We start from the raw sequence: 22,622 nt of genomic DNA on the forward strand, positions 1-22,622 counted from the left end.
AACGACCAGCGATCAACGAACTGCCGAGGTTAACAGCGATCACTGCCCACCCTGTGCCCGATCGGTGCTGCGTCCCATCGGACAGGCCCTAGGCCTACCGAGCAGCGGCTCGACCACGAGCAACCGCGGATTTTTTCAGCGCGCTCGTCCCCGGCGAACGTGGTCTCTACGATTTGTCCATGACCTCTGAGTTGAACGTCGCGTTCAGGTCGTTGGACGGCACCGCGCTAAAGGGGACGGTGACGGTGCCGGAACGGATGACGGCTGGTGTGGCCGTCCTCGTGCACGGTGCCGGGGTGACTCGGCAGGAGGGCGGGTTCTTCACCCGGCTCGCCGCTGGGCTCGCCCGTGAGGGTGTGCGGTGCCTCCGGTTCGACCTGCGCGCGCACGGCGCGAGCGGTGGCCGGGCCGAGGAGGTGACGATCGCGGGAGTCGCCAACGACATCCGGGCCGCGAGTGATCATCTGCGTGCCGAGGCAGGTGTGGACCGGCCGGTGCATGTGATCGCAGCCTCGTTCTCCGGAGGGGCCGCAGCGCTCCACGCGGCCTACCGGCCACAGGACGTCGGCCGTCTGGTGCTGCTCAATCCGCGTCTGGACTATCGGGATCGGTACGTCACCAGCCGCCCGTACTTCGACGCCGACTACATCACTGCGTCCGCTGCCCGGGACCTGGACGAGCGTGGTTACACGGAGAAGTCCCCGTGGGAGCTGGGCCGGGCTCTTCACAACGAGGTGTTCTACCTCGACCCGGATGTCTATCTGCGCCAGGTGCGGGCGCCGGCCCTGCTCGTACACGGGACGAGGGACACGTTCGTGCCGGTGGAGTCCTCCCGCCGCTACCTCCCGGTGTTCGGGGGACCGGCCGAGCTGATGGAGCTGGACGGGGCGCAGCACGGGTTCGCTGTGCATGAGGATCCCCTGTATGCGGATCCGCAGACTCAGGTGTGGCAGGCCGCCGTGATCGAGAGGGTCTGCGGTTTCCTCGTCGGTTAGACCGGCAGGGCGGTGAGGGCCCGGCGGAGTTCGCGGACGGCGGGCCGTCGTGCGTATGGGCGGAGCTCACCGGCGGTGCGGCGTAGTTCGCCGAGTGCCTGGCCGAAGCCGGGGACCGCGGCGAGCTGGAGTGCGGACAGTCCCGTGGCGGCGGCGTCATCGGGCTGTCCGGCGGCGGCCAGGGCCCCGGCGAGATGGGCGGTGAAGAAGGCCCGGTCGCGGGTGGCGAACGCACCTTGCTCCGCCAGGTGCTGGCGGAGCAGGGTGACCGCTTGCTGGGGCTGTCCGGCTTCGCGGTGGCAGATCGCGCTCTGGGCCATGAGCCGGTTCTCGCTGTATCCGGCGCACAGCGGTCCGGTGCAGGTCGCCGGCTCGGCGGGGTCCGCGGCGGCGAGGGCCTCGTGGGCCTGGCCGAGGGTGCGGGCGACGGACCGGGGCGGGGCGCCGGTGAGTGCGAGAGCACGTGCTTCTTGCTGGAGGGCTTCGGCGCGGGCGCGCGGTGGCAGTCTCCAGGAGCCTTGGGCGGCGGCGTGGGCGAGGTCGAGCATGCGGGCCGCATCTCCGCGATCGGTGGCCTGGGCTTTGCGGAGCAGGACGTACGCGTGCATCGGGCCGTCGCCCGTGATGCTGGCCCACTCGATGGCCCGGTCGTGGAAGTACAGGGTGACCTGGGGCGGGGCTCCGGCGTCGCGGTGGAGGAACGCGGTGAACTCGGCGGCGCGGGCGCCGACCATGAGTAGCTCGCGGCGGACGGACGAGCGGGTGCCCCGGGCGAGTTCGTCGATGACGGCGAGAAGGTCCAGCGCGGTGGGCAGTGCCTGGCGCGGTCCGGTGCGTCCATCGCTGCGCGCGGCTTCGTCCAGCGCGGAGCGCAGATGGCCGACCAGGGCGTGGTCGCTGTAGCGGCGGGCGTTGGCGAGGGCGGCGGTGAGCCGGCCTTGGCCGGTGGGGTTGAGGAGCGGCGCCGCGCCCACGACGAAGCCGCCGAGGAAGGAACGTCGGCGCATGGACTCCTCCTCCTGGTCGACGGAGTCCTTCCCCGCGGCGGGAGGAATGAAGCCGAGCTCGGCGAGAGGCACCCCGAACATCGACTCCAGGACGCGCCGGGTCATCTTCCGCTTGGGCCAGCCGGGGTCAGCCGACTCCCACCGGCGCACCTGGCGCACGGTGATGGTCGCGGGTTCGCCCAGCAGCGCCGAGTGGGTCTCGTAGGCGTCGGCTACATCGCTCTGGCTGTGCCAGCCCAGGCGCCGACGAGCATCGGCGAACTTGCTGTTTCCCGGTCGGGACATGGCTACCCCCGGTCGCGGACCTCGCGGAGAAGCGGCGGCCGTGAGATCGCGGCCGCTCGGAGTGAGAACTCTGACGTTACTCCCGTCAAATGTCCTGTGGTACGTCCTCGTTGCTTCCCGCGGGCGAACCTACGGTCCTCAGTACGGCCCATCCACTCCAGTGCGACAGCCACCCCAAGGACCACGCCATGAGTCGTCCCGCCTCCCCGCCGCATGTGCCGGGCACCATCAGCAGGATTCCCGGTCCCTGGGACCTGAACATGATCGCGATGCACGGCCCGATCACCGCCGCGGAGCAGCTGTTCGTCGCCGAGCACATGGTCACCGGGGGAGCCGGCCGTACGGCGGTCGAAGTCGGCTGCGGCACCGGACGCTTCGCGCACTGGCTCCACCACGCGCACGGCTACCACGTGACCGGACTCGACCTCCCACCCCACAACCTGCGCCTCGCCAGGCTCCGCGGGCAGGGGACCGGCCTGTCGTACGCGGCCCACGACGCCGAGACGGGCCCGCCCCCCCGGACTCCCCGTCGACGGAGTGGACCTTGTGATAGCCCGCATGACCACCCGCTACCTGCGCGACCCTCTACAGCTGCTGCGCCAGGTCCGCGACCGGTGGCTCCGCCCAGGAGGCTGCCTCTACCTCCAAGTGCTGGCGAAGCCGTTCCCCGACGAACTCCAGGGCTGGGTGGCGCCCGAGAACCTGCCTGCCTATGTGGACGGCTGGGCCAGCCGACAGCGCATGGACGAAGGCCCCCGCGCCCACCCTCGTGCTCCGCACGTCCCCCCGCTGAGCCAGCCACCAAGGACACAGCATGAGCCGCCCCGCCTCGAAGGACCCCCGACCTCTCCGATCGGCGGCCACCCGCCGCGCCATGGCCCACCGTCAGCTCCCTCGCTGGCTCCGCGAGGGCGCGGTGGCCGTCGAAGACGGCGGACGTCGAGGCGTCGTCCAGTTCATCGGCGAGTGGGAGGACCCCGCCACCCGCCGCATCAACCCGTGCGCGATCTTCCTGCGCCCCGAGGGCGGCGGAGTGGAGTGGATCGTCGCAGACCACGTCACCCTCACCCAGGGCTGAACACCCCCAGACCCCCCGCCCCGTTCCGGGGCGGGCGAGCGGACCCGCAGGCGACCAGCCCCAAGGCCCGCTCCACCACCGGTACGGGTGGTTGGCCGCCCGTACCGTCCGCAACCGCAACACATGAAGAAGGAGAAACCCGTGGAGCAGTCCAAGTCCGCAGCCGCCAGTTCCGCGACGCCGGCCGAGGCGATGGAAGAGATCGCCGAAGCCGTGGTAGTCGCGCAGGACGTCTTCGACGAGGAGTAGCCGCCCCTCGAACGCCCTGAGCCGGGCGTCCCTCCCCTGTCTGCCTCCCCACGGGGCCGGGGGAGGGGCGCCCGTCCTCACCTTTCACACCATTGCCGGCTGGAGGTCCCAAGGTGATTCACGTGTTCGTCGGGCCGACGCTCGCGAAGACCGAGCCGCAGCTCGCCGTCCCCGGTGTTCGGGTCTGTCCACCAGCCCGGCACGGCGACCTCTTCGACGGCGCCCTGCACGCTGGCGACACGGTGGTCCTCGTCGATGGCGTCTACCACCAGGCGCTGGCCCTGCGCCACAAGGAGATCCTGGCCGCCATGGGCCGGGGCATCTCCATGATCGGCGCGGCGAGCATCGGCGCGCTGCGGGCGGCCGAGCTCACGCCGTTCGGGATGCTCGGCGTCGGCACCATCTACACCTCCTACCTGCGCGGAGAGATCGACGGCGACGACGAGGTGGCGGTCGGCCAAGCCCCGGACGGGCAGTGGGACGCGCTGACCTGGCCCGTCGTCAACCTCCGGCACGTCCTGCACCTGGCTCAGGCCGCCCACGTACTCAAACAAGACAGGGCCGTCCACCTGCTGGATGCCCTGCGCGCGGTCTACTACCCACAGCGCACCGCGGCCGCGGTGTGGGCCGTGTGCCGCCGCCAAGGAGAGACGGACTTCGCCGCGTGGCTGGCCGGGCGCCTCGACCAGAACCGGCACTTCGGCGACCTCAAACGCGCCGACGCCCTTACCGCGCTGCGCACCGCGCTGACCGGATGGGCGCAGCCGGCCGAGAGCCGGCCTGCACCGGCCGTCTGGGAGACGACGTACTTCTGCCGCTGGTCCAACACCTTCGCCCGCACCACCGTCGACGGGCTGGAGTTGGCCACGGAAGACCGCCTCGTCTACCAGCAGATCTTCGACCCGTATTTCCGCGAGAGGTGGACGGCCTACCTTGAGCACCGCTCCCTGAACCCGGCCGACGGGCTGGTTCTGCCGCTCGACGTGCGCCTGGCCCAGCTCACGGGCGGGGACGTGCCCGCCCATCAGGTCTTCCACCCGCCGCTCGACCTGAGGGACAAAGCGAGCGTGGCCCTGCTGATGGAGGGCGAGACGGAACAGGACCGCCAGGCGGTCGCCCAGTATGCCGCCGCCCTCGCGCGGATACACCGCAGTCGGCCCGGCTTCTCCACCGACGCGGTGCGCGACGACCTCACCCGCCAGATCCTGCTGCGGGTGTGGCAGTGCCCGGAGGCGGACTTCGACGCGGAGGCGTCCGCGCGCGGGCTCGGCTGCGGGGCACGCGCCGTTGAGGCGGCCAAGCGGATCGTCCCGGGCTTCCTGGACGAGAGCAACGAGAGAGCGGAGTTCGGTCATGCGTGCTGACGACCTGGTGGTGCTGCCGGGAACGGTGCGCGCGCGGACCCCCGAGGAGACGTGGGCGGCGGTGGCCGGGCTTCTGCCCGAGTTCGGGATCACCCGCCTCGCCGACCTTACCGGCCTGGACTGCATCGGGCTACCGGTCTGGACGGCGATCCGGCCCGCCTCCCTGACCCTGAGCACCTCCCAGGGCAAGGGCGCCACCGGGCTGCTGGCGAAGCTGTCGGCGGTCATGGAGGCCATCGAGTTGTGGCACCTTGAGCAGCCCCTGCCCATCGCGGCACGCGGCCCGGCCGCCGAGGTCGCCCCCCACTGCCCCGTGGCCGCGCTTCCGATGACCGTCCCCTACCCCGAGCACACCCTGCGCCAGATGGTGTGGGAGTGGACCCAGGGCACGGGCCTGGTGAGCGGACACGACCAACTGCTCCCGGCCGACCTCGTCCGATGCCGGGCACGCAGGCCCGAGTGGAGCCCGGACCTGCTGCGCGCGACCAGCACGGGCCTGGCCTGCGGGAACACACCGGATGAGGCACTGCTGCATGCCCTGTACGAGGTGGTGGAGCGTGACGTGCTCTACCGGGAGGAGGCGGACGGCAGGAGCTGGCGCACCTTCATCGCGCCCGGGACGGTCGAGGACCCGCATGCTCGTGAGGTTCTCGACAAGCTCGCGGCCGCGGGCATGTCGCTGGAGATCGCGATGGTCGACGGCCCGTACGGGCTGCCGGTGTGCGTGGCGTATCTGTGGTCGGAGGACCTCCCCGTGGTCTTCGCAGGCGGCGGCTGCCACAGCGTTCCGGCGATCGCGCTGACCCGGGCGCTGACGGAAGCCGCGCAGTCCCGGCTGACCGCGATCTCCGGGACCCGCGACGACCTCACCAGCGCCCCCAGCAGCACGGGTACCCCGGCTTTCCGCCCCGCACAGACCTGCGGGCTCGTACCGTGGCCGGACGCGATCGGCCACTTCGCCCGAGCCGACGGCGGCTTCGCCGATCAGGCCGCCGACCTGGCCGTGGAGATTGCCCACGCCACCGGGCACGAACCGGTCGCCCTGGACCTCTCCCGCCCGTCCAGCCCGGTCCACGCCGTGAAGGTCGTATGCCCCGGCACCCGCTCCCGGATCAGGAGGTCGATGCCCCGATGAACACCACCGCTGCGGTGGCGTCCGGCAGGCGCTCCGCCCAGTACGACGCCTTCCACACCGCCCGCGCAAACACCGATCTCGTCGCCCGCCTCTATGCCACGGCGATGGGGGAGGACTACCCGGCCGAGACCGCGGCCTCCAGCTCCTGCGACTGGCCCCTGCTCGGGCTGATGACCGCACGCCTGCGGGTGCGGCCCGGCCAGCTCCTCGTGGACGCCGGCTGCGGGACCGGAGGCATCGGCCTGTGGCTGGCCCGCGCCCTCGCAATGCGCCTGGAAGGCTTCGACCTCTCCCCGGTCGCCGTCGCCCAGGCCACCGGCCGCCGCACCCACTTCCTCGGCTCCACCGGACACGCCGCCTTCCGCGTAGCCGAGCTGGAGCACACCAACCTGCCCGACCGCCACGCCCACGGCATCGTGTGCGTGGACGCCCTCGGCACCGCCACCGACCGGACCGCCGCGATGCGCGAACTCGGCCGCGTCCTCGCCCCGGGCGGCCGAATGCTCCTGACCCGCTCGACCAGGCGCGGCGCCGAACCCACCTGGCCCGAGCAGGCCCAAGCCGCCGGGCTCACGCTGGAGCACGTCGACGAGCGCCCCGCCGAGCCGGCCATGTGGGACCGCCTCTACAAGCTGTGGATCGCCCATGCCGACGACCTGCGGCGCGAACTCGGCGAAGTCCAGACCGAACGGATGCTCCGCGAGGCGCACCAGATGCTGCCCAAACTTCCCAGCCGCCGCGCCGTCCTGCTGACCCTACGGCGCCCCGCACACGATCCCGCCGCATCCGGCACGGCCGATACGATGACCGCGCCCCGCCTTCCCAGCGGCAGGCCCCCGTTCCACGAGGAGATCCCGCAGTGACCCAGCACCGTTCCCTCCGCGCAGCGGTGCTCTCCGCCGGGTCCTGGGGCACCGCCGTCGCCAAGATCATGGCCGACGCCGGTACCGACGTCGTCGCGCACGCCCGCCGCAGCGAGATCGCCGACGCGATCAATACGACACACCGCAACCCCGGCTACTTCCCGGACATCGAACTGCCCTTCACCGTGAAGGCCACCACCGACCCGGCCGTCGCCCTGGACGGCGCGGACTTCCTCGTCCTGTCCATCCCCGCCCAGTCCCTGCGGGCCAGCCTCGCCACGTGGGCACCGCACATCGGGCCTGACACGGTGATCGTGTCGCTGATGAAGGGCATCGAGGCCGGGAGCGGCCTGCGGGCGAGCCAGGTCATCACCGACGTGACCGGCGTCCCCGAGGAACGGGTCGCGGTCCTGTCGGGCCCGAACCTGGCAGCCGAGATCATGGCGGAGCAGCCCGCCGCCGCCACCATCGCCTGCCCCGACGAAACCGCCGCCCGCCGCTTCCAAACGGCCTGCCACACCCCGTACTTCCGGCCCTACACCAGCACCGACGTCATCGGCTGCGAGCTCGGCGGCGCGGTGAAGAACGTCATCGCCCTCGCGGTCGGCATCGCTTCGGGCATGGGGCTCGGCGACAACTCGACCTCGCTGCTCATCACCCGCGGGCTGGCCGAGGCAACCCGCCTGGCCACGGCGATGGGCGCCGAGCCGGCCACCCTCGCGGGCCTGGCCGGCGTGGGCGACCTGGTGGCCACCTGCTCTTCCCCGCTCTCGCGCAACCGCACCTTCGGCACCCATCTCGGCGGCGGCCTGAGCGTCGCGGAGGCGACGGCCGCTACCCGCCAGACCACCGAAGGCGTCAAGAGTGCGGAGGCGATCCTCGCCATGGCCCGCGCCCATGGTGTCGAGATGCCCATCACGGACGTCATGGCCGACCTGCTGAACGAGAAGATCACGCTCGACGAGGCCGCCGCCGCGCTGATGCAGCGCCCCGCCAAGCCCGAGCGCTGACCCCCGGCGCCCCGCCTGCGAGGCCGCCCACCGACACCTTCACCCTCCTGACCCGGAGGTCTCCCCATGCCCGCATCCGTGCTGTCCGCTGCCCAGATCGCCGTCACCGTCGCCCTCGTGGCGTGGATGATCTCCGGATTCACCCGCCTGCCCGGCCGCTGGCTGCGCTGGAAGATGTTCTGCCGGGGCAACTTCATCATCGTCACCCTCACCGGTACCAAGGACGGCTGCACCGAACCGGTCAGCGCCTACAGCTACCTGACCCCCGGCTCCTTCCTCCTCGGTCCGCCCCAGCTCGTGGCAATCGTCAATCATCTGGTCCGCAGTGGCCGGTACGACCGGATCGACGGGCACGGCCGGCTCCTGTCAGAGCGGGGCGAGCAGAGCCTGGAGGTGAGGGACAGCCGTGTCGTGGTTCTTTGACGCTCTCGCCTCCGGCTTCCAGCACCCCACCGACCCCGGACGCCTCCAGCAGTTCCGCATCGTCTTCGGCACCGTCCTCGGCCTGCGGTTCGTCCTCTCCATCGGCCAGGGCGGCTGGGACCGGCTCGTCCCCGGCTCCCTGAGCCTCCACCTGACCGAGCAGCGCTTCGGCCCCACCCGGACCCGCCTCCTCGCCAGCGCCTACCGGCCCATACTGATCATCCGCACAGCCGCCGCCCTCACCCTGGCCGCCGGTCTCGCACCCAGGGCCTCACTCCTGCTGGTCCTGGCCGGAGCCGCCATGGAAATGCTCTACCTCAAGAGCCCCAACTCGATCCACTACACCCTGCTGACCGGGGGCGGCCTCCTAGCCGCCGGAGACCTCGGCCACGGCCTGCACATCGGACACGCTCCGAGCACCGCCAACACCTGGGCGCAGTGCCTCCTCGTCCTGATCACGACCGACATCTACTGGAACTCCGCCTGGCAGAAGACGCGCTCGCGGCAGTTCCGCACCGGCCTCTACCTAGCCCAGTGGATCCACACCTACACCCAGGTCAAAGACCAGCTGCCCTACCGGCACGAGCACGCAATCCCCGGCTTCGTCCGCCGCCACCTGGGCAACCTCACCAACCGCGATATCCGTCTCTGGCGCCTGCTGGCAACCACCGTCATCGCAGCGGAAATCGCGCTACCCGCCGCGCTGCTCTTCCCGAGGACAATGCCGTACGCCGCCGCCGCGGGCATCGCGATGCATATCGCCTTCACCTGCCTCAAGCCTCGGCAGCTCGTCACTTTCTCCGGCCTCACCACCGGAACCTACTTCGCCTTCGCAGCCTGAGAACCACCCCACGCCCAGGACAGCTGCGGATGTGCAACACGGTAGACCGCTCTGCCCAGGCACCCGAGAGGGGCTGGCGCCAGTTCAGGACATGCCGCGGTCGGCACGGGATTGGTCCCGTCTTTCCCGGGGTCGTTCAACCTGGCTCTGCGGATGCGTACGCCCCTCCCTGCTCTGTTCCGCCGCTGCACCGGCGGAACGGACCACCACCGCGGCACCGGTGCTGCTGAAGTTCTGGTCAACCGGGGGCTCGTTGACCGGAGAGTGTTTCTGCCCATGTTGCTTCGTTTGGGGTTTCGGAAGTGATCGTTCTTTGTCTGCACGTTCGGGGTCCTCCCAATCGGTATAGGGGTGGAGGCGAGCACGTCTCCGGCGCTGTGCGGGCGGGGCGCGGCGCATTCGACGACATCCCTGGGAGGGGCACGTGCAGCGAGATGCTGCTCCGTGGTTGGTTGTTCTGGAGATCACGTTGGCCATCCGAGTCTTCGGGCCTGACGCGGTGCGCTGCTGCCGACGGTTGCTCGCCGCGGGCGTACGGATCGGGATCTCCAGCATGGCGGGAGCCGCCCGTCGCGTCGGGGCCGAGCCAGACGACCACATCAAGGTCGAGCGGTGACGCACGGCGGGCCGGAGACTTCCGGCGAGGCCGAGGACGTCACGGGCTCCGTGCAGCGTCCGGCCATGGACGACTGGAGCACCGACAACCAGCTGACGTTCTGGGCCTTCCACGAACGCCGCTACACGAAGTACCTGCGCTACGCCTACGCGCAGCTGGGGTCAGACGCGGACGCCGAGGAAGCGGTAGCCCACACCTTCGAACAGATCATGAAGAAGTGGTTGTACATGCTGGGCATGGAAAGCCTGGACGGATACGCCTGGTCCATTCTCAAGGGCCGGATCGTCGATGCGCGCCGAAAGAGAGCGAAACGGCCTGAGCCTACTGATGTGTCCGCGTTCGAGGCGGTCCTGGCGGACGGCCGGGACGACTTCGAACTCCTTGCCGGGACCATTCACTTCTACACGGCCGTCCGCCGACTGAGTGAACGTCAAAGAGACGCCGTGGTCCTGCGCTACGGGTTCGACCTCTCCACAGCCGAAGCCGCCGAGCTCATGGGCGTGGAGGACGCCACCGTCCGCTCCCAGTTGCGTCTGGCCCGCAACCGCCTCCGCCAGCTACTCGCCAACCCCGGCAACACCAATGGAGACAGGAAGGTCAGAGCATGAGGGACCGCGAGTTCAAGCAGCACCTGGAAGACATTCACGCCAGGCCGCAGGTCCCCGACCGATACGCCGACCACGACATGACCCGCGCCCGGGCCCGACTGCTCGGCCTCGACGCGGCCGCCCTCCAGGGCGGCCGGCGCACACGAGGCCAGGCACTAGTCTGGGAGCTACACGAGCCGGGCCCAGAAACAGCCGTCCCCCCGGCCCGCCTCAAGCACTGGCTGGACCCCCGCCAAGACCACCCCGCTGACGCCGCGGACGCACGGCGCGCGCTGGGCGCGGTCTGCCTGCGCTCGCTGTTCACGCCCGACTCCGGATCCGTGCTGGACGACCTCGTCGAACGCGGGCCGTCCGACTGGCGCGGCCCCCTCGTATTCGCCTGCCTGTTGCACCTCCTCGGGCACGACGGCGCAAGGTTCTGGTGGCAGCTCGCCGCGGCTGCAGGCAGCGACACCGCCGTCTACTGCCTCTACCTCGACCACAGCCGGCACGCGGAGTACGACGACGCCGAGGTATGGGCAGCCTGGCTCGACCACACTGCCTTCATCCCGCTGCGCCGCTGGGGCCCCTACATCAACGTGTCGCCCAAGAACTTCCTCCCGCCCACCCTCACCGCCTATATCGAAGAACAAGACGATGACCTCCTCGGCATCATTCCTGCACCCAGCGAAGGCCTGGTGGACTTCGTGCAGGAACTCGTCGACCCGGCCAGGGCCCCGGCTCTGCTCCGCCAGGCCGACACCCCAGAGCGCCACAATCCCCTGCCCGGCGCCGAGCGGGAACGGCACGCTGGCTGGTCTCTCGCACTCACGCCTCACCAGGACCCGGACCGGCCCAGTCCGCGAGACAGCGACGCGATCCGGCGAGCCCGAATCGCCGAACGCGTCGTAGACATCCTGCAGCAGCACCCGCTGGGCGCGACCGACCGGCAGATCTCTCGCGACTCAGGAGTTCCCGAACGGCAACTCCATCAAGTCCTGGCGATGCTGATCGACGAGGACTTCGCCCGGCCCATGAACGACAGCGGCGTCTACGCTCCCGGCCCGGCCCTTGACCGCCTGGCCTCTCCCGGCGGCCTCATGACGCAGCTTCAGCACACCCTCGCCCTCGCGCGCGACAGCGTCGGCGCCGCTGTCTACCTCAGCCGCTACACCGACGGCGAAGTCCGGATCACGCAAATGGCAGACGGACCCATCACACCAGCCGTCACCGAGTGGGTCGACTTCCGCGCGGCCGCCCACGCCAGCGCCGTTGGCAAATGCCTGCTCACCCAGCTCGACACGGCCACCCGCCTCGACCACCTCGCACGACACAAAGCCGCCCGGCTCACCCCGCGCACCATCACCAGCCCACGGATCCTCCTCGACAGGCTGGAACGCATCACCCCCGACGACCCCGTCTTCGACCTGCGCGAGTACTCCCCGAACACAGTCTGCGCGGCCGTTCCCGTCACTCTCGGAACGGACGCGGGCAGCTTGGCCCTCTCACTGCCCTACGGCAGCGCCCACCGCCTCGGAACCGCGACACAGGCCCTGACCCGCAAGGCCGTCCCCGTCCTGCTCACCCTCCTCCTGGCGGGTGCCCAGCTGCCCACCAGCAGTTCCAACATCGGCGAGGACCCAGTCCAACCTCGGCCCAATGTGCTCAGCCAGACCGCGCTGGACCGGCTCCGACGCCGCTTCCGCACGCCACTGAGCATCACCGACACCATCCGCGACGTTGAGCTCCCACCCACACCCGGCCCACACCTGACCACGCGAGCCGAAAGCGACACCCTCTACCTGTTCGCAGCCGACCCCGCCCCCCCGCTCAACCCGGAGAACGCCCACCTGGCCCTTCCCCACACCTACACCACCCGCGCCGGCAGGTGCGGAGGAACATCCGCACCGGACTTCGACACCCTCGCAACGAACGACCTCCTGGTCTTCGGCACATGACACCGCCATCGACCGCTTCGCGTCTCCGCCATGCCACGCCCCAGTGCGGCGAGACGCGTAAGTGTCTTACGCGTCTCTGCAATGTGGCCACGGGGTTCAGAACTGTGCCTCCACCCTCTCCGCATGACGGCCTCCCGCAGCTCCGTTAGTCGACTAGCGGACGTCTGCGCTTCAACGGGCGCAGGTCCGTGAGTCCAGTCGGCTCACGGACCTGCGCGCCACTGCACCGGGCGAGCGGCTCAAGTGCTATTCAGCGCTTGCTCTTCAGTGGTTCGGCGTCTTGTCTTCAGTAGATGTTGCGGCCCTGTGAGCTGCTGCTTTGTGGCGGCGGGGATGGTTTTACTGACGGTTTGACGCCGATTTACCAGTGAAGAGCGGAGCTGAAGCGGGGGTGGGGTTGACGCAGAGTCTGTGGGTAGGCCGATGCGTGAGTGCCTCCTGATGGGCGGCGGTTGCTGTGCTGTCGGGAGCGGCCCCTGTGGCGGAGGTGCTGGGGTTGGTCCTCTGCTTCATGCGGGGGCTACGTGAGGTCTCGTGTTTCCCAGCCGGGTGGGAGTTTGGGTAGGCCGATGAGGGCGTCGATGCCGAGGTGTTCGAGGAGGAGCGCTTTCAGGTGTCGGCCGTCGATGAGTTCCATGCGGCCGGTGCGGTGGGCGAAGTCGTGGCTGGCTTTGCCGAACCAGGCGGTGGTGACGACGATGCCCTTGGCTGCTGCTTTGTCGTGCATGACGCCGGCGAGGGCGCGGACAGCTTCGGCGGGAACGGCGTTTTTGGTGCGTTTGGCCTGGATGATGCAGAGTCCCCCGATGAGGGGTTCTTCGTTGAGGGCAACGGCGTCGATTCCGTCGTCACGTGAGGCTTGGGTGACCCAGGACTTGAGCCCGATTGCTTCGAACAGTCGGCGGATGAGGTGTTCGAACTCGATCGGGTCGAGTGCTACAAGGTCGGGGCGGCTGTCGAGGCCGGCGATCACGTCCTGCTCGGGTGCCAGCTTGTATTTGGTGAGGTCGAAGGTGACCACGGGGCGGACGGGCTCGAGGTCGTACGGGTGCTGGGAGACGATGGCGTTGAGGTAGCGCAGGCTCTGGACGGGATCGAGTTCTGGTTCGTCGAGGACGAGCTCTTCGAAGGTCTCCCTGCTGGCACGCAGGCTGATCAGGCAAGGGCGGATGGCTTTTCCGGTGGCGCGGTCCTTGGCGTTGACGTGTCCGTTGAATGCCACGACATCGACCAGCGCGGGTGGCGTCACGGCGAGGGTCTCGTCGATGGCGCGTAGAGCGAGTCTGGCTACGAGGTCCCTGTACATGGCCTTGGTGTCGGCTTCCTTCCGCGGCTGTGGCACAACCGTCGCCGGGGTCGACGCCTTGTAGCGGTACTGCGTGACCGCTGGGACTACCGCCTGGCCGGGAAGCTCGACTTCCAGTACCAGCTCTCGTGATTCCGGCGCGTACGCGGCGCGCCACACTCCGCGGAGCCCTGGCGGGTAGACGATCTGGGCGAGTGCGGTTTCCACACAGTCGGTCATAGCGTCCGGACCGCCGCTGACCAGGGCCTCCTCCACTGGCAGGCGGTGAGCGTGCAGTCCCGTAGTCCTGGTGGTGAGCACGGATTCCACGCGCTGGACCTGCTTTTCTACCTCGGCTGTCCTCGCCGCAGCCTCGCGGCGTAGATCCTCGCTCACCTGCTGCCTGGAGCGCCGATCCGCCTCGGACTTCTCACGAGCCGCGGCCTTCTTCGTTTGCTCGGCAGCCCTCACCCGGGCCGCCTCACGCTTCTCCAGATCCCGGACGATCTGATCGGCGTTGCGCGCCTCCTCGGCTCGAGCCCGCTCGTTCTGCTTCTTGGCCCGCATCCAGGCCTGTGTCTGCTCCCGCTCCCGCCGAGCCTCCTCCTTGGCACGCTGTGCCGCTTCCCGTTCCGCGGCACGAGCCTGCCGGACCCGTTCAGCCTCTGCCTGCCTGGCTGAGGTTCCCCCGCTGTGCGGGAGGTGCTGACTAGCTGGTCAGGATAGGTTGACGTGGTTTCAGGTTCACTTGTTCGGTGGCTGCCTGGGTGGCGTAGTGCTTCTCCTCGTACTCGATCGGGCTGAGGTATCCGAGGCGCTTCTGGATGCGGCGTGGGTTGTAGAAGCCGTCGAGGTATTGGAAGAGCGCGAGGTTCGCCTCGGCACGTGTGGCGAAGACGCGGCCGCGGACGCACTCGGTCTTGATGAGCATCCACAGGTTCTCCGCGAGAGCGTTGTCGAACGAGTCGCCGACCGATCCCATGGACGCCTGGATCCCGGCTCTGACCAGGCGCGTTGTGAGCTTCACGGACGTGTATTGGCAGCCGTGGTCGGCATGGTGAATGAGCTCGTCGGCGGCGGGTTCGCGGGAGGCGAGGGCGTACTCGAGGGTGGTCAGGACCAGGTCGGCGTCCGCGCGGGCGGAGGTTTCCCAGGCCACGACCCGGCGGGAGAACGCGTCGCGGATCGCGGACAGCCACAGCGGGCCCTCCAGTGTCGCGATCATGGTCAGGTCGGTGACCCACAGCCGGTTCGGACCGGCCGCGGTGAAGTCGCGTTGCACCAGGTCAGGGGCCAGTTCGGCGTCCGGGTCGCGGCGGGTGAAGCCCTTGCCCCGGCGGGGGCTGATCCCGGCGAGGCCCGCCTGGCGCATGAGCCGTTCGACGCGCTTGCGGCCGACGTGGACGTCCTCGCGCTTGAGGACGGCGTGCACGCGCGGTGAACCGTAGATCCCGCCGGACTCGTCGTGGACCTTGCGGATCCGGTCCGTCAGCTCGGCGTCCCGGCGGCGGCGCTCGCACGGCTCGGACTCGGCCCGGCGCCACCGGTAGTAGGTGGAGGAGGGAATGTTCAGTTCCCGGAGTACGTGCTCGACCCCCAGGTGCGGGTGCGCATCGAGGAGCGCCGTCACCTGGGCCGGGTCGGGTCGAGCTGGGCCGCGAAAAAAGCCGAGGCCGTCCGCAGGACCTCGTTCGCCCGCTTGAGCTGGACATTCTCCTTCCGCAGAGCCGTCAGTTCCTCGCGCTCGGCGGTCGTGAGGAGATCGCCTCGATCGCCGGCGTCGGCCTCGGCCTGCCGGATCCAGTTCCGCAGGGCCTCGTGGTGCACACCGAGTTCCTCGGCCATACGACGGATCACCGGCTTCGGCTCGGTGGTCCGATACATCCGGACCGCACGCTCACGCAACTCCAACGGATATTTCCTCGGTGCAGGCATCGTCTGGACTCCTCTCATGAGACCCATCTGACCCCCTGTCACCACTTCCCGCATCTCGGGGGAACCTCAGGCAGCTGCCGCCTTGGCCTTCTGCGCATCGCGGTACGCCTGCATCAGCTGCGCCGCCAACGACTTTTTCGGTGCCATCAGCCCCCCTCGTGATGCTGGAAGAGCTGCCCTGCTTGCCGAGCCGGCAATCAGGTGAGTCTGACCGGTCCTCAGGCTGCCCCGAAGAAGCCCAGAAGCATGGGAACTGACTGAAAGCACCTCAGGTGCCGCGCTGGAGCACCCTAGTATTAGCTGTCTGCATGACTGCCCAGTGGCGCAGCTTGCGCGAACTCATAAGGCACAACCGTCTGGTGGGGTCCGGGCGGGGATACGGAGCAGCTCTTCGTGCACCTCAACAGCTTCTCCGTCTACGGATTTCGTTCACTGTCCCGCGTTGAGGACATCCCTGTCAGTTCACCGACGATCCTTGCGGGTCACAACGACGGTGGTAAGAGCGGCGTGCTGGCAGCGCTCGGTTTCCTCCTGGGCACCCACCGCTTGGTTGACGAAGACCGTACGTACCAGGTCGGGAGTGGTTCGGAGTCGGGCCGGTGTGCGGAAACCTGGGTGGAGGGATCCTTCGCTCTGAACCTGGCCGAGCGCAGTGAGGGCGGCCTGCCGGCAGTGATCCGTATCCGGCGTCGAGCCCGAGCGGGCGAAGCCGTGTCCTTGGAGTACCTGGGAACGCAGCCCGAGGACCCGCGCCTGCGTGATCTCAGCAGGTTGCTCCGACCGGCACTCGCAGCTCTGGTCGAGGAGTTTGGGCTTGTAGCCAGGGGCAACCTGAAGGACGACTTCCTTGCTGCTTTGGCGGCCCATGCGGCGACATCGCCGCAGTCTGAGATGTGGCAGCCGCTCCCCAAAAAGCTGGTAGAGCGGCTGCCTCGGCTGCTGGCATTCGGAGGCAAGGATGAGAGTCCCGACGACGCCGTCCGAACGGCGCTGAGCAGCTGCTATGAGCTGCACTTGCAGGATGAGACGGTCCAGGGCCGGGTGAAGGAGATCGAAGCAGAGATCACTCAGCGGTTGGAGAAGGAGGCTGACTCCTTGTGCCGGCACATCCGGGAACACTGCGCCGAGTTCGTCGGCGTTGAGGTCAAGCCGGAGGTCTCCTTCAGAGGTGGATTCAAGGGAGCCCCCTTGCACGTCTCGCGGGCCGACGGGGAGCTAGTGGACCTGGCGCGCTCCGGACAGGGCAGCACACGCCGTATCGCCCTCGCAGTGTGGGAGTGGACTAGCAACCTGCTGGAGAAGAACGAACTGGCCGCAGCCTCGGAGCAAGACGTCGAAGAACCCACGCAGACGATCGTCGTCTATGACGAGCCCGACACGCACCTCGACTACCGCCATCAGCGCACCGTGATGGACATTATTCGCAAGCAGTGCGCGCAGCTGCATGTCAGCGTGCTCGTCGCGACACACTCCATGAACCTCATCGACGGCGTCGACATCGCCGATGTCGTCCATCTCAGGCTCGGCAACGATGGCCGCACAGTCGTCGAACGTCTCGCCGCCGACTCACACGACGGCATCGACTTCCACCTCGGCCAGATCGCCTCCGCCCTCGGCCTGCGAAACTCAGTGCTGCTCCATGAACGCTGCTTCCTGGCAGTGGAGGGGGACACCGAGCGCCAGAGCGTCCCCCTACTCTTCCGCTTGTCGCAGGGGCTGTCTCTCCAGGCAGCCGGTGTTGCTCTCTGGGGATGCGAGAACAACGAGGGCGCTCTGCACCTGGCCAGTTACCTGGTCAAGCACCAGCGAACCGTGATGCTGATGGTCGACGCCGACAGCCGGGACAACAAGCTCTTCAAGCCCGACCGAATCCGCCGAGCCGGCCTCGATCTGCGCACTCAGGTCTCCTATGTGGGCGAGGCGGCGGGTTACAACGAGCTGGAAGAGCTGTTCAGCGACGAGCAGTGGGCTGCCGCTGCCAATGCACGCTGGCCCCGTGCCGCTCCGCTGAACTGGAAGGCGTCAGACTTCGCTGCGCATCGAGGAGGGAAGTTCAGCTCAGGCATTCTCAGGATGATTAAGGAACAAGCTGGGGAGACGAGCCCCAACGGCAAGCCGGATATGGTTTTCGGGCTGGCGACCAACCTGCGGACTGCCCATGAGGTACCCGAACAGCTGCGACAGTTCTTTACTGAGGTTCAAGCACTGGCTACTGGCTCGCCGGTCGGCGGCTCTGCCGTCGTTTGATCATGCGTTCCTTGCGTTGAGCGAGGGTGGGTGCTGTCCAGGCGTGCCACCCCGCTCCGTCCACCCATTGCCGGGCATGCACAGAGGCTTCTATGCCGCACCATCTGCATCCGCTGGGCGCAGGAGAAACGTCGCTTTGAGCAGGATCCGACTGGGACACGAGACCTCCTTTCACACCCTTATCCTCCCTCCTGGCACTGACAATCGCCCGGTTGAGCCCAGGCGTACTTACTCGTCGATCGTTCTCCTCACCGCTTCCCAGCGGCGGGTAACTCATGTCAGTTGTGTGGGTAGACACCTTGCTTGAGCTGGGCCCTGGGAACGCGATCCTTACACTGTCGTGAGACCCAATACCCCGTTTGGGTGTTTCGTGTGATGTGTCCGTATGGTCTTCGGGTTCCTGGACAGCGTCCCCCTGGTAATAAGCGTGCGGTTCGGGGGTGAGGTCGGTGGAGGAAGGTATTGGATCCGGTTCAGCGGGGTTGGATGTGTCGGCTGGGTGGGGGCGTGAGGGAGCGGTCTCACGCCTGCTGGTTCTGGACGCGCGCGATGAGTTGACGAGTGCGCACGTTCGCTTGGTGGCGGGAGCTCTGCAGGTGTCGGAGCGGACGGTGTGGAGCTGGCTGGCGGCTGCTCGTTCCGAGGGACGGACCGGCCGGAAGACGCGTTCGCGCTTCATGGTGACCGACGAGATGCGCCGTTCGCTGGCGCTGTGGGGTGGGAACGTCTCCGCGGTGCATCGCGAGCTCGTGGCCCGTGCCGAGCGGGATCCGTTGTTGGGTCCGGTGCCGTCGCTGTCGGTGTTCCACCGAGCGGTGGTGCGGGATCTGTCGGCGGGGGAGCGGGCGGGGTTGAGGGGCGGTGAGGGAGCTCGGCGTCGGTTCGATGTGTATGGGAAGCGCCCGCCGACGCATCGGAACGCGTGCTGGGAGGGCGACCATAAGCGGGTTCCGGTCCGGGTGAGCCTGGATGGGGTGGCGGTGTGTCCGTGGGTGACGTGGTTCATCGATGTGGCGTCGAAGGTGGTCGTGGGGGTGGCGGTTACCCCGCATCAGCCGGCGCGGGATGCGGTGCTGGCTGCGTTGCGGGCGGGGATCAGCCGCTTGGAGCCGTACGGGCCGTACGGCGGCCTGCCGGGGCGGGTGCGGGTGGACCGCGGCAAGGATTTCCTGTCGAACGCGGTCGCGAAGGCTTTGGGCGGGTTCGCGGTGCCGGTTGATGATCTGCCGGCGTACAAGCCGTACCGCAAGGGCACCATCGAGGCCCTCAACGGTGCGGTGGAGGAGATGCTGCTCGTTGCCCTGCCCGGGTACACGCGCCGCGCCCGGCCCGCGGAGGCGTACCGGCCGGACCCGGTGGAGGAGCTGCTGGCGTACTCCGACTTTGTGAGGGTGTTGCTGGATTGGGTGGCGTGGTGGAACGCCGAGCACCGTCCGGCCGGCCTTTACGGTGGGAGGACGCCTGCGCAGGCGTGGGAGGCGGACCCGACTCCCCTCGAGGATGTCCCTGAGGAGCAGTTGGCGTTCTTTGCGTTGGAGGACGACGGCCGTCTCCGGAAGATCACGACGAACGGGGTGGCGTGGCGGCGGCGTGCCTATATCGCGCCGTGGATGGCCGGGCATGTCGGGGCCAGGGTGCGGTTGCGCTACCTGCCGCACTTCGACGGCATGATCGAGGTTTTCTCCGCCGAGGGTGGGGGCCGGCATTTGGGTACCGCCTATCTCGCCCAGGCCGCGACACCGGCTCAGCGCCGCGCTCTGTCCCGGGTCCGCGAGAGGAAAGCCGATGCCCTGAAAGCGGACTTGAAGGCGGCGGAGAAGCTGCGCCGTGCCCGCTATGCGGCTACCACGACCGCGGTCGTGCCGGTCCGGCGGCGTACCGAGACCGCCCATGAGGCGGAGGCGGAGATCGCCCGGGCCCGGGCGGTGGATCTGGCGGCGCGGGCGCTGCCGGACTTGATTCCTCCGCGGGAGCCGCCTGCCGACTGGGCCCGTCCGCGCAAGCGGTCCTCCCCAGGTGTCCCGGAGACCGCCACGGAGCCCGCTGCGCCCGCAGTCGGGCCGGAGGCCGGGGAGTGCCCCGGCAGCAAGGAGTGAGTCGGGCATGTCTGCTTCCACCCGTCGGGGACGGCTCCCCGCAGCGCGCGAGGACCACTTCATGCGTCTGGCCGAGGCCCAGGTCGTCTCCACCAGGGCCCTGCTCGCGGCCAGGGAGAACATCCGGGCCGCGATCGAGGCACAGGCGATGATCTGCATTTACGGTCAGGCCGGTCATGGCAAGTCTTTCGCGGTCAACGCCTCGCTGCGCGAGCTCGCCCCGAAGCTGACGCGCCGGATCCAGTTCCGGGCCCGCCCCTCGACCCGCGACCTGCGCCATGAGCTGTTCTACGCCCTGGGCCTGCAGGGCCGCCCGCCGGCGCACGCGATCGAGTTCGACCGGATGCTGCGCGGCGCTCTTGTCGAGCCGCGGGTGCTGGTGTGCGACGAAGCGCAGTGGCTTTCCAAGCTCTGCTTCGAATATTTGCGCTACCTGTGGGATGACACCGATTCTGCGTTGACGATCGTCTTCACCGGCGGGAACGGCTGCTTCGAGATGCTGTTGAGTGAGCCGATGCTGGAGTCCCGCGTGTACGCGTGGCAGGAGATCGGCCGGATGCCGCTGGACGAGGTCCTGGACGTCATCCCCGCCTTCCACCCGGTGTGGTCCGAGGCCGATCCAGAGCTCATCGCGCTCTGCGACCAGGAGGCCGCGCATGGGAACTTCCGTGCGTGGGCGAAGATCACCCACCATCTCACCGTCGGCTTGCAGCAGGCTGGTCGCAGCCGTGTGGACGAGGAACTCCTGCGCTGGGCCTACAGCAAGCTCAGCTCCCGGCAGGCGGCCTGACCATGCTGACCTGCCCCGATCCGCCCCCGGTGACCGTGATCGTCGACCCGGGCGATGATCTGGTGCATACCCGCGCTGCTCTGGCCGCGCACGATCCGCCGGCGGGGAGGATCACCGTCCACCCCACACCGGGTACCGATTCCACGCTGGCGCTCGCCCACGACGTCCTGGCAGCTCTGGGCAAGCCCGTCCCTGTGGCCGGGTACCGCGGGCACGACACCGGCCCGGCCTGGGCCCTCGCCGCGGCCTGGATCCTCGCAACGGGCACGACGCACCTGCTCCTCCTGCGGGCACACTTCCTCACCCAGCCCCGCCTGGACGCTCTGCTGCTCCTGCGCCGCCGCACCGGCCTGCGGCTGACCCTCGTCGTCCACACCTCACGCCTGCCCGCCGGCGTGGATCGGATCCTGTCCGGCGTCCGCCACCACTTCGCCGATGCCACGGCCCTCCTGCCCGCCGCCGACGGCCCTTCCGCCGCCGACTGCCCGCTGCCGCGCCCGCTGGCCAACCGCTGGATCGCCCTGCCGGCCCTGACCACCCTGCTGGCCTTCGACGAACCCACCCGCCCCTGCCGCTGCAGCGCACCACTGGCGCCCGACCGCGACTTCTTCCCGCCCGTGATCTCGCAGCCCACCCAGACCGAGGTCGCCCGGCGCCTCCACCGGGCCACCGCGCATCCGCATCTGGCCGCTGAGCTGGCTACCGCGGTGTTCACCGCTGCGTCCACCACCCAGCTGCGCACCGCCCACGTCCACGACCTTGGCCCGGCTGCCGCCACTGCTGATGCGAGGGACAGCTCGTAGACGACCGGCCCGAATACTTCCTCGTCGTCCATCGAGCAAGCCATCTCCCGAGCGAGCCGTGCGCACCCCGAGCCCGTTGAGCACCGGGTTGTTCTTTTCCAGCGAGCACACCGCGACCATCGGCGCGGTGTGGCTCCACACTGGCGCCACGCCTGGGCGGTCTGCGCGAGCAGGTCGAGGGTGGGGACGGTGACGAGGATCCGACCGCCCGGGAAGCTGTCCAGCGCGCACGCGGCGGCCGTGATCGTCTTCCCGGAGCCGGTCGCTGACACGATCGTGCCTCGGGCACCCTGCGGGGGCATGGATGACCTTGCAGGGAATCCCACCCACTTGCGAAACGCCGATTTCTGGTCGACCTGATGTTCTCGCAGCTGAACGGCAGTCATGAGGGCCATTTCCATGGTGAGATGGTGCGTGATGAGATGGAGGAGGCTGAGGCTCTCAGTGTCGGCACTATGGCCTTATGCTTCCTTGCGTGATTCGTCCTATCTCAGGCCCTCCCAAGTTGAGGCACCTCCTTGGCTCCCTCGCACTCATCCTGCTGATATCTGCTGGCTGGTACGGGCTGCAGCCGGTCTACCCCGACTGTGTCTTCTTTTCTAGCGGGCCTCCCGGGAAATCATTGAACCCAGAGCAACTTCAGCAGCAGGCAATTGATTCCGGGCAGTGCGTTCCTCCCCAAGCTCGCTGGGAAACCTGGATCGATTGATCATCCAGAGCATGCTCTCTCTTTCCGCCAAGAGTACATGCTGCATCAAGATGAGGTAGCCCTGGTCAGGACGGTGATGATGTGGGGACCGGCCGTTTTGACGAGTTGCCGGGTGGTTACGGTGGAGATCGGTATCACGCCTTGCATCATCCCGACAAGGACCCTCATGGACTCGACCGAGTATGACTGCCAGCGGATAACGTGTGGATTTGCGCCGGCCGACTACGAGCACGACCCCAACTGCATGTATCGAGAAGGCCCTACTGCCGTCCACTCGACGAAGGGAGCTCGCAGGACGAGCCGCCCCAGTGCTGTTGACTGTCTGCCAAGCGGAGCCTGGCCCTGA

The 22,622-nt window shown here is 68.7% G+C and carries 20 protein-coding genes and 2 pseudogenes; 17 read left to right on the top strand and 5 right to left on the bottom strand.

What is annotated here, in order from left to right; genetic code table 11:
• Positions 1-179 precede the first annotated feature (179 nt).
• On the top strand, positions 180-995 hold the full coding sequence (locus tag EES41_RS40980; protein WP_123074535.1) for an alpha/beta hydrolase: 816 nt from the start codon (positions 180-182) through the stop codon (positions 993-995).
• Here the strand turns inward: EES41_RS40980 and EES41_RS40985 are convergent.
• Positions 992-2,287, bottom strand: a complete 1,296-nt coding sequence (locus EES41_RS40985) for an XRE family transcriptional regulator (protein ID WP_123074533.1) — start codon at positions 2,285-2,287, stop codon at positions 992-994. The genes EES41_RS40980 and EES41_RS40985 overlap by 4 nt on opposite strands.
• Positions 2,288-2,604: 317 nt before the next feature.
• On the opposite strand from EES41_RS40985, the gene EES41_RS40990 reads away from it, so the two are divergent.
• The 12 genes and pseudogenes from EES41_RS40990 to EES41_RS42235 all read left to right on the top strand — a co-directional run.
• The gene (locus EES41_RS40990; protein WP_229895808.1) at positions 2,605-3,105 is read left to right on the top strand and encodes a bifunctional 2-polyprenyl-6-hydroxyphenol methylase/3-demethylubiquinol 3-O-methyltransferase UbiG; all 501 of its coding nucleotides are present in this window, start codon (positions 2,605-2,607) and stop codon (positions 3,103-3,105) included.
• The gene (locus EES41_RS40995) at positions 3,102-3,365 is read left to right on the top strand and encodes a hypothetical protein (RefSeq protein WP_229895806.1); all 264 of its coding nucleotides are present in this window, start codon (positions 3,102-3,104) and stop codon (positions 3,363-3,365) included. The genes EES41_RS40990 and EES41_RS40995 overlap by 4 nt, the downstream gene beginning before the upstream one ends.
• Positions 3,366-3,488: 123 nt before the next feature.
• Positions 3,489-3,614: a hypothetical protein gene (locus EES41_RS44015; RefSeq protein ID WP_277425852.1), complete on the top strand. Its 126-nt coding sequence runs from the start codon at positions 3,489-3,491 to the stop codon at positions 3,612-3,614.
• A 122-nt stretch (positions 3,615-3,736) separates the two neighbouring features.
• Entirely contained in the window at positions 3,737-4,978 is a 1,242-nt protein-coding gene (locus EES41_RS41000; RefSeq protein WP_241197467.1) for a TfuA domain-containing protein, read from the top strand.
• Positions 4,968-6,113 (top strand): YcaO-like family protein, encoded by a 1,146-nt coding sequence (locus EES41_RS41005; RefSeq protein ID WP_123074529.1) that lies wholly within the window; start codon positions 4,968-4,970, stop codon positions 6,111-6,113. The genes EES41_RS41000 and EES41_RS41005 overlap by 11 nt, the downstream gene beginning before the upstream one ends.
• Positions 6,110-6,976: a class I SAM-dependent methyltransferase gene (locus tag EES41_RS41010; RefSeq protein ID WP_123082156.1), complete on the top strand. Its 867-nt coding sequence runs from the start codon at positions 6,110-6,112 to the stop codon at positions 6,974-6,976. Before EES41_RS41005 ends, EES41_RS41010 begins: the two co-directional genes overlap by 4 nt.
• Entirely contained in the window at positions 6,973-7,986 is a 1,014-nt protein-coding gene (locus EES41_RS41015; protein WP_123074527.1) for an NAD(P)H-dependent glycerol-3-phosphate dehydrogenase, read from the top strand. Before EES41_RS41010 ends, EES41_RS41015 begins: the two co-directional genes overlap by 4 nt.
• A gap of 66 nt (positions 7,987-8,052) precedes the next feature.
• Positions 8,053-8,409 (top strand): hypothetical protein, encoded by a 357-nt coding sequence (locus EES41_RS41020; protein WP_123074525.1) that lies wholly within the window; start codon positions 8,053-8,055, stop codon positions 8,407-8,409.
• Positions 8,393-9,250: a hypothetical protein gene (locus EES41_RS41025; RefSeq protein ID WP_123074523.1), complete on the top strand. Its 858-nt coding sequence runs from the start codon at positions 8,393-8,395 to the stop codon at positions 9,248-9,250. Before EES41_RS41020 ends, EES41_RS41025 begins: the two co-directional genes overlap by 17 nt.
• A gap of 469 nt (positions 9,251-9,719) precedes the next feature.
• Positions 9,720-9,866 carry a hypothetical protein gene (locus tag EES41_RS41030; RefSeq protein WP_254211228.1) on the top strand — a complete coding sequence of 49 codons (147 nt, stop codon included), beginning with the start codon at positions 9,720-9,722 and terminating at the stop codon, positions 9,864-9,866.
• On the top strand, positions 9,863-10,474 hold the full coding sequence (locus EES41_RS41035) for an RNA polymerase sigma factor (RefSeq protein WP_254211227.1): 612 nt from the start codon (positions 9,863-9,865) through the stop codon (positions 10,472-10,474). The genes EES41_RS41030 and EES41_RS41035 overlap by 4 nt, the downstream gene beginning before the upstream one ends.
• A gap of 857 nt (positions 10,475-11,331) precedes the next feature.
• A pseudogene (locus EES41_RS42235) lies at positions 11,332-12,048 on the top strand (IclR family transcriptional regulator C-terminal domain-containing protein); the annotation flags it as partial.
• A gap of 883 nt (positions 12,049-12,931) precedes the next feature.
• Here EES41_RS42235 and EES41_RS41045 read toward each other — a convergent pair.
• The 3 genes from EES41_RS41045 to EES41_RS41060 all read right to left on the bottom strand — a co-directional run bounded on the left by EES41_RS41045 (position 12,932) and on the right by EES41_RS41060 (position 15,685).
• Complete coding sequence (locus tag EES41_RS41045) at positions 12,932-14,263, bottom strand: restriction endonuclease (RefSeq protein WP_254211226.1); 1,332 nt, start codon at positions 14,261-14,263, stop codon at positions 12,932-12,934.
• A gap of 142 nt (positions 14,264-14,405) precedes the next feature.
• Positions 14,406-15,326: an IS3 family transposase gene (locus EES41_RS41055; protein ID WP_164495652.1), complete on the bottom strand. Its 921-nt coding sequence runs from the start codon at positions 15,324-15,326 to the stop codon at positions 14,406-14,408.
• Positions 15,323-15,685 (bottom strand): transposase, encoded by a 363-nt coding sequence (locus EES41_RS41060; protein ID WP_123074510.1) that lies wholly within the window; start codon positions 15,683-15,685, stop codon positions 15,323-15,325. The genes EES41_RS41055 and EES41_RS41060 overlap by 4 nt, the downstream gene beginning before the upstream one ends.
• 339 nt (positions 15,686-16,024) lie before the next feature.
• Between EES41_RS41060 and EES41_RS41065 the strand changes: the two genes are divergently transcribed.
• From EES41_RS41065 to EES41_RS42025, 4 genes are all read left to right on the top strand, one after another.
• Complete coding sequence (locus tag EES41_RS41065) at positions 16,025-17,878, top strand: ATP-dependent endonuclease (protein WP_123074508.1); 1,854 nt, start codon at positions 16,025-16,027, stop codon at positions 17,876-17,878.
• Positions 17,879-18,474: 596 nt separating this feature from the next.
• Positions 18,475-19,974 (top strand): Mu transposase C-terminal domain-containing protein, encoded by a 1,500-nt coding sequence (locus EES41_RS41075; protein ID WP_254211224.1) that lies wholly within the window; start codon positions 18,475-18,477, stop codon positions 19,972-19,974.
• Between the two features lie 7 nt (positions 19,975-19,981).
• Positions 19,982-20,764 (top strand): ATP-binding protein, encoded by a 783-nt coding sequence (locus EES41_RS41080; protein ID WP_123074502.1) that lies wholly within the window; start codon positions 19,982-19,984, stop codon positions 20,762-20,764.
• Positions 20,765-20,766: 2 nt separating this feature from the next.
• Positions 20,767-21,567, top strand: coding sequence for a hypothetical protein (locus tag EES41_RS42025; protein WP_164495634.1), 801 nt, complete (start codon positions 20,767-20,769; stop codon positions 21,565-21,567).
• 57 nt (positions 21,568-21,624) lie between these two features.
• Here the strand turns inward: EES41_RS42025 and EES41_RS41090 are convergent.
• Positions 21,625-21,953 (bottom strand): annotated as a pseudogene (locus EES41_RS41090) (DEAD/DEAH box helicase family protein); the annotation flags it as partial.
• Positions 21,954-22,622: the final 669 nt, after the last annotated feature.

The sequence above is a fragment of the Streptomyces sp. ADI95-16 genome (genome assembly GCF_003721495.1).
GTDB classification, from domain to species: domain Bacteria; phylum Actinomycetota; class Actinomycetes; order Streptomycetales; family Streptomycetaceae; genus Streptomyces; species Streptomyces goshikiensis.